At 57.3% G+C, this 10,947-nt stretch carries 10 protein-coding genes; 6 read left to right on the top strand and 4 right to left on the bottom strand.

Translation table 11 applies throughout. The features are described 5' to 3' along the window. Window positions 1-196 precede the first annotated feature (196 nt). Window positions 197-868 carry an HAD family hydrolase gene (locus FHW74_RS16610; protein ID WP_183171476.1) on the bottom strand — a complete coding sequence of 224 codons (672 nt, stop codon included), beginning with the start codon at window positions 866-868 and terminating at the stop codon, window positions 197-199. Between the two features lie 333 nt (window positions 869-1,201). Here FHW74_RS16610 and FHW74_RS16605 point away from each other — a divergent pair, with 333 nt between their 5' ends. Together FHW74_RS16605 and FHW74_RS16600 are read left to right on the top strand one after the other, a co-directional pair. Beyond that, window positions 1,202-3,097, top strand: coding sequence for a methyl-accepting chemotaxis protein (locus FHW74_RS16605; RefSeq protein WP_183171475.1), 1,896 nt, complete (start codon window positions 1,202-1,204; stop codon window positions 3,095-3,097). Window positions 3,098-3,167: 70 nt separating this feature from the next. After that, entirely contained in the window at window positions 3,168-3,848 is a 681-nt protein-coding gene (locus FHW74_RS16600; RefSeq protein ID WP_183171474.1) for a type 1 glutamine amidotransferase domain-containing protein, read from the top strand. A gap of 3 nt (window positions 3,849-3,851) precedes the next feature. On the opposite strand, the gene FHW74_RS16595 is transcribed toward FHW74_RS16600, so the two are convergent. From FHW74_RS16595 to FHW74_RS16585, 3 genes are read right to left on the bottom strand one after another with little or no spacing between them, the layout of a single operon-like run. Further along, the gene (locus FHW74_RS16595; protein ID WP_183171473.1) at window positions 3,852-4,475 is read right to left on the bottom strand and encodes a glutathione S-transferase family protein; all 624 of its coding nucleotides are present in this window, start codon (window positions 4,473-4,475) and stop codon (window positions 3,852-3,854) included. A 52-nt stretch (window positions 4,476-4,527) separates the two neighbouring features. Beyond that, window positions 4,528-5,358, bottom strand: a complete 831-nt coding sequence (locus tag FHW74_RS16590; protein WP_183171472.1) for a proline/glycine betaine ABC transporter permease — start codon at window positions 5,356-5,358, stop codon at window positions 4,528-4,530. Window positions 5,359-5,382: 24 nt separating this feature from the next. Then, window positions 5,383-6,222, bottom strand: a complete 840-nt coding sequence (locus tag FHW74_RS16585) for an ATP-binding cassette domain-containing protein (RefSeq protein ID WP_183171471.1) — start codon at window positions 6,220-6,222, stop codon at window positions 5,383-5,385. A 349-nt stretch (window positions 6,223-6,571) separates the two neighbouring features. Here FHW74_RS16585 and betC point away from each other — a divergent pair, with 349 nt between their 5' ends. The 4 genes from betC (at window position 6,572) to FHW74_RS16565 (ending at window position 10,939) form a co-directional block, all read left to right on the top strand. Continuing rightward, the gene (betC, locus tag FHW74_RS16580; protein WP_183171470.1) at window positions 6,572-8,113 is read left to right on the top strand and encodes a choline-sulfatase; all 1,542 of its coding nucleotides are present in this window, start codon (window positions 6,572-6,574) and stop codon (window positions 8,111-8,113) included. 3 nt (window positions 8,114-8,116) lie between these two features. Further along, on the top strand, window positions 8,117-9,067 hold the full coding sequence (choX, locus tag FHW74_RS16575; RefSeq protein ID WP_255459931.1) for a choline ABC transporter substrate-binding protein: 951 nt from the start codon (window positions 8,117-8,119) through the stop codon (window positions 9,065-9,067). Window positions 9,068-9,261: 194 nt separating this feature from the next. Beyond that, entirely contained in the window at window positions 9,262-10,278 is a 1,017-nt protein-coding gene (locus tag FHW74_RS16570) for a methionine ABC transporter ATP-binding protein (RefSeq protein WP_183171469.1), read from the top strand. Then, window positions 10,271-10,939, top strand: a complete 669-nt coding sequence (locus FHW74_RS16565) for a methionine ABC transporter permease (RefSeq protein WP_161662033.1) — start codon at window positions 10,271-10,273, stop codon at window positions 10,937-10,939. Before FHW74_RS16570 ends, FHW74_RS16565 begins: the two co-directional genes overlap by 8 nt. Window positions 10,940-10,947 lie beyond the last annotated feature (8 nt).

Here is a 10,947-nt window from a genome sequence, read left to right as displayed (position 1 = left end):
AATCATCGTATAATCCGGGCCGATTAGAGCAAAAAGTGTCACCCATGTGACCGGTCAGATCTGTAACCCATGTGACCGGTTCATACACGGCGAGCGCCCCTGACACGTTCGCCGTCACTGAAGCCGCATAGATGAACGTAGCCTGGCGAACGGAACCCTTCCACTGAACAAACTTATCCCAACGAGCGCCCCGCCATTACTCTGGTAACTCCGTCACCCGTACCCGCTGCACCGGCGAACGGCGCTTCGACCACGCGGGATGAAAATGCCGCCAGTGGGCGTCCTGCGCCGCCGCCAGCAATTCATAATCCCCTCGCGTGTCGCCCCAGGCGCGCAGATGGTACTCACCCAACTGCCCGTAGACGCTCTCCAGCCGTTTCACTTTCTGCTCACAGCGGCAGTTGTGGCCGGTGATACGGCCCGTCAGCGTGCCGTCGCTCACTTCCAGTTGGGTACCGATAAGCTTGATCCCCAGCCGGTCGGCAAAAGGTTGCAGCACCATGGCGGGAGAGGCGGAACAGATAGTCACTTCCGCGCCGGAATTCACTTCCGCCGCCACCGCCAGTAGGCCGGTGGGGCGCATCAGGCGCGTCCAGTAAATCTCGCAAAACGCCTGGGCTTTCTGGCGCAACCAGTGTTCGTCAACACCGGTCAGGAAGGTTTGGATCAACACTTCTTTTAGCTCGTCCCGGGTGAGCTTTTTGCGCATGCAGCGCAGGGTCGGCAAGGCCAGACGCACCATGCGCGCAGCGAACACGCGCTTGCCGAAGGCGAAGCGGAGAAAGGGAATAAAGCTGTCGTGGTGCGTCAGAGTACCGTCGAAATCAAAAACTGACAGAACCTTTGCAGCGTGTGGCGTGGTGCTCATTCCAGAAACTCCCGTAAACAAATTCATCTTGCCATTCTGTTAAGGGGGATGATAGCAGAACCCCTGTCCGCTGGCAGCGCTGTTGGTCGCGCGTTGCAGCCAGTCAGGCAGGCGATACCGTTATTTATTAACCAATAGTAAGCAATAAAAAATCTATCTCTTTGAAAATAAAAGAAATAATTACTCTTCACGCCGTTTTTATTAAAAATGCAATCTTTTCATGGCGTTATCATTTTCCTGGCGCAACTTCACGCTTTCAGGCCGGACCTGTCTAAAGAAATGACCTGCCGGGTCGTTAAATGATGTATCTCTCCTTGCATAAGCTTATACATCATGTGGAAAACAACGCACTCTCGCTTCACCCTTATGCTTATCGGCTTTTTTGTGGTTTTACTGGGAGTGACGTTTTTTGTCATTCGCCAGTTTGTGGCACCACAGCTTATCGCGACGGAAAGCGAATTGATCCGCTATAAAGTGGACGATCAGAGCGACGCCATCACCGAACAGATGAACCGCGTCAGGGCGCAGCAGCGCACCATCACGGAAGTGGTCAGCAGCCTGCAAAGCGATCAAATCGACGCATTGCTGCCGAATCTGGTGAACCAGTACCAGGATCTGAACGTGTTTGGCGGCGGGATTTGGCCGCTGCCGGGCAACCGTGCGCCGGACCGCGACCGCTTTAGTACCTTCTTTGCACGCGACAGCGGCGGCAACTTGCAGGTCAACACCGTCTGGAACCAGCCGGAGTCCGATAAATACTGGGAGCAGCCCTGGTACAAAGATGGCATGAACGCCCCGAAAGGCGAATGCGCCTGGGCTAAAGCCTATCAGGACGCCGCCAGCCCGCAGCCGCGCACCAACTGCGCCATGGCAATCTGGCGCGACGGTAAAGTGTGGGGTGTCGCCACCATCGACGTAACGCTCGGCTTCTTCAACAATCTGGCGAAGCAGATGAGCGATGCCAGCCAGGGACGCGTGCTGATCGTCGAGCAGGATGGCAAAGTGGTCGGCAATGGCGATCCAGAGTCGGGTAAAGCGGACCTGCAATACCTGCGCGATTTGAAAATCCCGGCGGAAGCCACCGTGATGCAACTGCTGAAACAGGCAGCTACGGAACACGTCAGCGGCGTGTATGAAGGCGAGAACGGCGAACAAACCCTGATGGTGCAGTCCATCAGCGGCAGCCCGTGGTATCTGGTGGTGGATATTCCGTCCAGCCTGCTGTCCCGCCAGTCGTCCAGCATTATTACCCAGATTTCGCTGGTGCAGATTGGGCTTGGCCTGCTGTTGATCCTGGCGCTGTTAGGCTTTGTGCGCACCATCTTCAAAAATCTGGATGCGCTGAATAACAATATCCTGTCGCTGTCCAGCGGCGGCGCGGATTTAACCCAGCGCCTGCCGCACAGCAAAAGCCCGGAATTCAACGCGGTGATCACCAGCTTCAACAGCTTTATTGCCTACTTGCAGGAGCTGATGGGCCAGGTGGGGCAGAGTGCCATGGCAATCTCCTCGGCCTCGCGCCAGATTGCTGGCGGCAACCTCGATCTCTCATCACGCACCGAACAGCAATCCGCGTCGATTGTGGAAACGGCGGCGTCCATGGAGCAACTGACCAGCACGGTACGCCAGAACGCGGATAACGCCATGCAGGCCAACCAACTGGCGACTCAGGCGTCGGACGTGGCCCGGGAAGGCACCGCGGTGGTGAGCAAAGTGGTCAGCACCATGGATAAGATCAACAGCTCATCCAGCAAAGTGGTGGATATCATCGGCGTGATCGACGGCATCGCTTTCCAGACTAATATTCTGGCGCTCAACGCGGCGGTGGAAGCTGCCAGAGCGGGGGATCACGGACGCGGATTCGCGGTGGTGGCCGGAGAGGTGCGTTCCCTGGCCCAGCGTAGCGCCCAGTCAGCCCAGGAGATCAAAAAGCTGATTGAAGAATCGGTCAGCAACATCGAGCAGGGCAGCGATCTGGTGCGCCAGGCCGGGACCACGATGGATGGGCTGATGGAGCGGGTGGAAGGCGTCACCGTGCTGATCTCGGAAATCAGCTCCGCCAGCAGCGAACAGAGCCGTGGTATCGACCAGATCAACCTGGCGATTAACCAGCTCGACAGCACCACCCAGCAGAACGCCGCGCTGGTGGAGCAAGTTTCTGCCGCCGCGCAGTCGATGGAAGAACAATCTAACCAGCTGGAGCTGGTGGTCGCTGGCTTTAAAATCTAGCCCCAACGGCTGGGCGCATCGCGTGTCTATACTTGAGTGTGATGGATTCACACCAGGGAGACATACCACGATGACCCAGCCAACCCGTAAACCGGTTCTGTTTGTGCTCACCAGCTACAGCGACGTGGCGCACAACATTTCCGGTTTTTACTTTTCTGAACTCGTTCACCCCTTGCACGTACTGGAACAGGCGGGCATTCCCGGCGTTCTTGCTTCAATCCAGGGCGGTTTGCCGCCGGTCTACGGCGTGGATTTGGACGATGACGTAAACGCCCGCTACTGGAATGATAAGGCGTTTCAGCAACGGCTCAGCCAAACCCTCAAACTCTCGGAAACCAACAGCGACGACTACAGCGCGGTACTGTTTGTCGGCGGGCACGGCACCATGTGGGATTTCCCGGACTGCCCGGATGTACAGCGCATCATTCGCGAGCTGTACGAAGCGGATAAACCGGTCGCCGCCGTGTGTCATGGCCCGGCGGCGCTGGTTAACGCCACGCTTAGCGATGGGCGCTATCTGGTGGAGGGCAAGCGGGTCGCGGCTTTTACCGATGCGGAAGAACACGCAGTAAAACTGGCGGAGGTGGTGCCGTTCTTACTGGAGACGACGCTGAAAAATCGCGGCGCATTGCACCAGGCGGCAGGGGAATGGCAGCCGTTGACGCTCGTTGACGGCAACCTGATCACCGGGCAGAACCCGCAGTCCGCCACTGGCGTCGGCGAGGCTCTGCGCAATAAACTTAACGGCTAATCGTTACGGCGTGCCGTTGTCGCCATGACGGCGGAACGCCGGGCGTTGCCCAAGCCGTGCGAACCAGGCGTCTATCGCGGGTACAGCGGGGTGATCGATGGGGGTCATCTTCCAGCGGTTGACCGACAGGCCGAGCACGATATCCGCCAGCGTGAAGGTCTGGCCGGTTACCCACAGCCCGCTTTGCTGGAGCTTATTATCCAGAATGGTAATGCAACGGTTCCAGTCGGCGATGCTGGCGTCAATCTCGCTTTGCAGGTTGTACGCCGGGTTTTTGCGCACCAGCGCGTTAAAGGCATAGCGCCAGGCGCTGTTAAGCTCGGTGGCCTGCCAGTCCATCCACTTTTCCACCCGTGCCCGACCGCGCGGCGTGCTGGACAGCAAATCATCACGGCCCGCTTTCCCCACCAGATAGCGGCAAATGGTATTGGATTCCCACAGCACAAAGCCTTCATCAATCAGGACCGGCACCAGTCCGTTAGGATTGAGCGCCAGGAAGTCCGGCGTATCGGTCGGCGCAAAGCCGCTGCCGTAATCTTCCTGATGATATTCCAGACCCAGCTCCTCACAGGTCCAGAGCACTTTGCGCACGTTAATCGAGGTGCTTTTTCCAAGAATTTTTAGCATCGGCCGCCGCTCTCTTTTTATGGGTGATAGAGCAAATATAGCAGCGCGTTCCTCAGGCGTGCCGTTTGCGGGCGAAGCTGGCCGACAGGCGATCCAGCAGGATCGCCATCAACACCACCACCACGCCGCTTTGCAGGCCAAGGCCGATATCCAGTTGCTGAATGCTGCTTAAAATGTCGTTGCCAAGGCCGCCTGCCCCCACCATCGAGGCGATAATCACCATCGACATCGCCATCATGATGGTTTGGTTAACGCCCGCCATAATTGACGGCTGCGCGGCGGGAAGTTGCACCTTCCTCAGTAGCTGCCACGGCGTACAGCCGAAGGCGAGGCCCGCCTCAATGCGTGCCGCATTCACCTGGCGGATGCCTAAATCCGTCAGCCGCACGACCGGCGGCATGGAGAACAAAATGGTGGCGAATATGCCTGGCGGACGGCCCAGCCCGAACAATATCGTCGCCGGAATTAAGTACACAAAGGCAGGCATAGTCTGCATAAAATCCAGCAGCGTGCGCACTACGCTGCCCACCACCGCCCGGCGCGCGCTCCATATCCCCAGCGGAATGCCGATCAGCAAGCTGAAGAAGGTTGAGGAGAGCGTTAACGCCAGGGTGATCGCGGCGTGTTCGCTGTAGCCGCTGTAGATGATGTACAGCGTGGCGAGCAGGGCAAACAGCGCAAACGCTTTGCCGATGCGCCACGCGCCGATACCCACCGCCAGCACCACCAGCCCCCAGGGCGTCAGCCAGCCGATCACGCTTTCCAGCCCACCGGCGAAGCTGTCAATCACTGCCGCAATCGTGTCGAAAAAGCCGCCTGCGTGGGCCAGCAGGGTGTGGATCACGCTGTCTATTTCACGACTAAAATCTAAGGGATAAGCCATACCTACCTGCTCAACAATCGTTAATTACGCCTGGGGCTGCCAGACGTCGGCGTAGCTGTCCGCCAGCTGCCAGCGCGAGGTATCCACGCCAGAAAACAGATGCCGCACATACGACGTCGCCGGGGCGTTAATAATTTTTTCCGGGGTGCCGACCTGGATCAGCTTGCCGGCTTCCATGATCGCGATGCGGTTGCCGAGGCGCAGCGCCTCTTCCATATCGTGGGTGACAAATACGATGGTGCGCTGCTCTGCGTCCTGCAAACTGAGCAGTAGCGTCTGCATTTCGCGGCGGATAATCGGGTCGAGAGCCGAGAACGCTTCGTCCATTAACAGCACCGCCGGATTCACCACCAGCGCCCGCGCCAGCCCGACGCGCTGCTGCATCCCACCGGACAGTTCCGCCGGGTATTTCTCTTCAACGTGCGACAGGCCAACTTTTGCCAGCATCTCCCGCGCCCGCTGGTGGCGAATCTCGCGCGCCACGCCCGCCACTTCAAGACCGAACGCCACGTTATCCAGCACGTTGCGCTCCTCGAACAGCGCGAAGGACTGGAATACCATGCCGGTTTTCTCGCGCCGCAGGGCGATCATCTCGGCGGCGTTCAACGAGCCCAGCGCCTGTCCCTGAAAGCGCACTTCGCCGGAGGTCGGCGTAATCAGGGAGTTCAGGGTACGCAACAGGGTCGATTTCCCCGAGCCCGACAGCCCGACAATGACAAAAATTTCGCCGGGCCAGATATGCAAATTAATGTCGCTTAAGGCGTTAACCGTCGGCACCGCTTCCCGGCGCGATAAAAATCGCTTACGCGGCGCAGGCGAATAATTCTTTACCACATGATGCAATTCAATAATGGGCTGCGACATAGTTCGGTCGTCGGTTAACTGATTTGGTTATACGCTAACGTATTTCCGATATAAGCCGTGACATCTTTTTTAAATTTGGTTAGCTCTATTTTGCAATTGCTTATTAATAATTGAGCAATAGAGGTAAATACCAAAAATATCAGCAATAAATTTACGATAAGAATCGCTGGTTTTTTATTTAACTTGATTATATTCAAGTGTTTATATTGGTATTCTGGCGATAGGTAAGCCTGGCGGTTGTTACTGAATAGCCCGTTATCAGGCCTGAATAATCCTCTTCCCAGAATGAAAATGGCATGCGATAAAAAATGACACGAATGAATGAATACTCTTCTGGTCGGATTTTAAGATGCTTATAAATAAACCGAATATCGTTATTCTAATGGCGGATCAGTTAACGGCGGGCGCGTTACGCACCTATGGCAATAACCTTAGCCTGACGCCCAATATTGATAAATTAGCCAGCGAAGGGGTGGTATTCGAATCCGCTTATTGCAACAGCCCTCTGTGCGCGCCGTCGCGGGCTTCTTTGATGACCGGCCAGTTTTTATCGAAGAACGGGGTATTTGATAACGCGGCGGAATTCCGCGCCGATTCTCCCACCTTTTGCCACTACCTGCGCGAGCAGGGTTATCGCACCTGGCTTTCCGGAAAAATGCACTTTTGCGGCCCGGACCAACTGCACGGTTTTGACGAGCGTCTGACCACGGATATCTACCCGGCGGATTTCGGCTGGACGCCGGACTGGCAGCACCCGGCGCGTCGCCTCGACTGGTTCCACAACATGAGCTCAGTGCTGGAGGCCGGGGAGTGCGTGCGCACTAACCAGCTTGATTTTGATGATGAGGCGCTGTTTATGGCGCGTCAGCGGCTGTATGACGCGGCGCGCCAGCCGGACGACAGGCCGTTTCTGATGCTGCTGTCGCTCACCCATCCGCACGATCCGTTCGCCATTCCGCGCCGCTATCTGGACAGGTTCAACGAGGCAGATATTGATTTGCCGGTGACCGGGGCAGGGGATGTTGAGACCGATCCGCACTCCGAGCGGCTGCGCGCGATGTACCAGTTGGAGGAGGGGCTGCTCAGCGAAGCGGACATCCGCCGCGCCCGTCACGCCTATTATGGCGCGATGGCCTACGTCGATGATTGCTTCGGTGAAGTGATCCGCACCCTCGAAGAGACGGGTCTGGCGGAAGACACGGTGGTGTTTGTGATTGCCGATCACGGCGAAATGCTCGGCGAACGCGGCCTTTGGTACAAGATGACCTTTTTCGAAGGGGCGGTGCGCGTGCCGCTGATTGTCCATAACCCGAAGCGCTTTGCCGCGCATCGCGTCAGTGAAAACGTCTCGCTGGTGGATTTGCTGCCGACGTTTACCGATCTGGCAGGCGGCGCGGCGCGTCTTGCCGCCCCGGTTGCGCCGCTGGACGGGCATAGCCTGGTGCCGCATCTGCGCGGTCTGCCGGGTTCAGACGAAGCCTGCGGCGAATACCTGGCGGAAGGGGCGATTGAACCGGTGGTGATGATCCGCCGCGGCCCGTGGAAGTACATCCATTCGCTCAGCGAAGCGGCGCAGCTCTACAACCTGAAACAGGACCCGCACGAGCGCCGCAATCTGATCCGCGATCCGGCCCATCAGGACACCGCGCAGGCGTTTGCCGCCGAAGTCGCCACCCGCTGGGATCTGGCGGCGCTGAATAAAGAGGTGCGCGCCAGCCAACAAAAACGGCTGTTTTTAACTGCCATTGCCGGGCGCGACGCCATTCCGCAATGGGATTTCCAGCCGCATCAGGCGGCATCGCAACGCTATATCCGTAATCACCAGACGCTGGATGAGCAGGAAGCGTTCGCCCGCTATCCGCGTCCCATTAAACACCCGGTCGGGGAATAAATAATGATGAGCATAAAAAAATTAACCGCATTACTAATTTTGGCAACCACAGCAGGGTTACCCTTTGGCAGTTACGCCGCTGATGAGGCGAACTGCGCCACCGTCACCCAATCCGATCCGGGCTGGACCGATATCGCCGCCACCAACGCGCTCTCTGGCGTGGTGTTGAACGCGCTGGGCTATCAGCAGAAAGTGCAGAACCTGTCGGTCGCGCTGGCGTTTCAGGGCTTAAAAACCGGCCAGGTGGATGTCTTCCTCGGCAACTGGATGCCCGCCCAGGCGCCGGTGATCGGGAAATTCACCGACGACGGTTCTGTTAAGGTGCTGGGCGCGAACCTGCCATCCGCGAAATTTACCCTTGCGGTGCCGGATTACGTGGCTGCGGCGGGCGTCAAAGATTTCGCCGATTTGCAGAAATTCGCGGATAAGTTCGATCGCAAGATATACGGCATCGCGCCGGGCGCACCCGCCAATCAGAACATCAAAAAAGCCATCGACCAGAAGGGGTTGGGCCTGAAGGGCTGGAGCCTGGTGGAGTCCAGCGAAAGCGGGATGTTAGCGCAGGTGACCCGTGCGGTGAATCGTAAAGACTGGGTGGTATTCCTCGGCTGGGAGCCGCACGCCATGAATACCCGCTTTAAACTCACTTACCTGAGCGGCGGCGACCCGTGGTTTGGCCCCAACTACGGCAGCGCGACCGTAAACACCGTCACGCGCAAGGATTACGCGACCCAGTGCCCGAACCTGAACCGCTTCTTTACGCAGCTAAAATTCGACGTGGCGCTGGAAAACGCCGTGATCGCCCGCGTGCTGGATGACAAACAGGACGTTAACGACGCGGCGCGCGCAGAGTTAGCCAAACGCCCGGAGCTGTTGAATGGCTGGCTAAACGGCGTCACCACGCGTAACGGCGAACCGGCTGAACCGGCAGTGAAGAAAGCGCTGGGGATTTAATCCGCAAGATTCGGTCCCTTGTAACAACATCGCTCACACATATAACGATTGGCTATAACGCATATTTATTTATTCGTTCTAAGCCTTAGGGCGGATAGTTATATTTCTCTGAAAACGCTGATAAGCATTAAGAGAAAAAACCTTACGCGCCGTTAAGGCGCGTATTAGTGGGACTCTGGGGACACCAACACATCATGATTGTTTTGCGGAATATTTCGAAGATCTTCCACCACGGCAAGGATGCGCTGACCGCGGTGGATGACGTCAGCCTCGATATTGAGCGCGGGCAAGTTTACGGCATTATCGGTTACAGCGGCGCGGGCAAAAGTACCCTGATCCGCCTGCTTAACGGCCTGGAGAAACCGACGTCAGGCAGCGTGACGATCGCCGGGCAGAATATCTCGGCCGCCAGCGGTGAAACCCTGCGCCGGGCGCGGTTGAAAATCAGCATGGTGTTCCAGCACTTTAATCTGCTGTGGTCGCGTACCGTCAGCGAGAACATCGCGTTCTCGATGCAGATCGCGGGTGTGCCGAAAGCGGAAATCAAAAAGCGCGTGGCGGAGCTGATTGACCTGGTTGGCCTCAACGGCCGCGAAAATGCCTATCCCTCGAAACTGAGCGGCGGGCAGAAACAGCGCGTGGGTATCGCCCGTGCGCTGGCCAATAACCCGGACGTGCTGCTGTGCGATGAAGCCACGTCGGCGCTCGATCCGCAGACCACCGATCAGATCCTCGATCTGCTGGCGGACATCAATCGCCGCTTTGGCCTGACCATCGTGCTGATTACCCATGAAATGCACGTGGTGCGCAAAATCTGCGATCGCGTGGCGGTGATGGAAAATGGCCGCGTGGTGGAAGAGGGCGAAGTGCTTAGCGTCTTTACCCATCCGCAGCAGGAGATTACCCGCCAGTTTGTGCGCCAGATTAGCCAGGAGAGCGACGCGTTTGATGAAACGCTGGTGAACCACCTGGAGGGCGCCATTATCAAACTGACGTTTGTCGGCCACAGCACCCATCAGCCGGTGGTGGGCGAACTGACCCTGCGCTACGGCCTGCCGTTTAACATCCTGCACGGCAAAATGAGCCAGACCGCCCACGGCGTGTTTGGTCAACTGTGGCTGCATGTCACAGCGAATAATGAACAACTGGAAAGCATCCTCGCGGATTTGCGCCAGCACGAGATCCACTGCGAGGTCATTAAACATGGATGATTCACTGTTTCCGCACCTGAAATGGCCGCAACTGCTGGCGGCGACCCAGGAAACCTTATACATGACCGCACTGTCCGGCGTAGCGACCTTTGCTCTCGGCATCGTGCTCGGTCTGGCGCTGTTCCTGACGGCCAAAGGCGGCCTGTTCCAGAACCGCGCGATTTACAGCGTGATTTCCATTGTGGTGAACGTGTTCCGTTCAATCCCGTTCATCATCCTGATTGTGCTGCTCATCCCGTTTACCAAAGCGATGGTCGGCACCATTCTCGGGGCCAACGCGGCGCTGCCCGCGCTGATTGTCGGCGCTGCGCCTTTCTATGCGCGGCTGGTGGAAATCGCCCTGCGTGAGGTGGATAAAGGCGTTATTGAGGCCACCCGCTCCATGGGCGCGCGCATGAGTACCCTGATTTTCCGTGTTTTGCTGCCTGAGTCATCGCCCGCGTTAGTGTCAGGCATCACCGTCACCCTGATCGCCCTGGTGAGCTACAGCGCCATGGCCGGTGTGATTGGTGCTGGCGGGTTAGGAAATCTTGCTTATCTGGAAGGATTCCAGCGTAACCATAATGACGTCACCCTGGTGGCGACGGTGACCATCCTGATCATCGTTTTTATCATCCAGTTTATTGGTGATGCCATTACCTCTTATTTAGATAAACGTTAAAAAACAAT

Source organism: Atlantibacter sp. RC6 (assembly GCF_014193285.1).
GTDB lineage: Bacteria > Pseudomonadota > Gammaproteobacteria > Enterobacterales > Enterobacteriaceae > Atlantibacter.
The sequence above is the reverse complement of the archived record's forward strand: the minus strand, read 5'-3'. Positions and strand labels throughout refer to the sequence as shown.

What these genes read in the sequence shown, in the direction of transcription:
- FHW74_RS16610 (WP_183171476.1), bottom strand. Translation starts at nt 868, where the DNA reads ATGAGCACCACGCCACACGCTGCAAAGGTTCTGTCAGTTTTTGATTTC.
- FHW74_RS16605 (WP_183171475.1), top strand. Translation starts at nt 1,202, where the DNA reads ATGTGGAAAACAACGCACTCTCGCTTCACCCTTATGCTTATCGGCTTT.
- FHW74_RS16600 (WP_183171474.1), top strand. Translation starts at nt 3,168, where the DNA reads ATGACCCAGCCAACCCGTAAACCGGTTCTGTTTGTGCTCACCAGCTAC.
- FHW74_RS16595 (WP_183171473.1), bottom strand. Translation starts at nt 4,475, where the DNA reads ATGCTAAAAATTCTTGGAAAAAGCACCTCGATTAACGTGCGCAAAGTG.
- FHW74_RS16590 (WP_183171472.1), bottom strand. Translation starts at nt 5,358, where the DNA reads ATGGCTTATCCCTTAGATTTTAGTCGTGAAATAGACAGCGTGATCCAC.
- FHW74_RS16585 (WP_183171471.1), bottom strand. Translation starts at nt 6,222, where the DNA reads ATGTCGCAGCCCATTATTGAATTGCATCATGTGGTAAAGAATTATTCG.
- betC (WP_183171470.1), top strand. Translation starts at nt 6,572, where the DNA reads ATGCTTATAAATAAACCGAATATCGTTATTCTAATGGCGGATCAGTTA.
- choX (WP_255459931.1), top strand. Translation starts at nt 8,117, where the DNA reads ATGATGAGCATAAAAAAATTAACCGCATTACTAATTTTGGCAACCACA.
- FHW74_RS16570 (WP_183171469.1), top strand. Translation starts at nt 9,262, where the DNA reads ATGATTGTTTTGCGGAATATTTCGAAGATCTTCCACCACGGCAAGGAT.
- FHW74_RS16565 (WP_161662033.1), top strand. Translation starts at nt 10,271, where the DNA reads ATGGATGATTCACTGTTTCCGCACCTGAAATGGCCGCAACTGCTGGCG.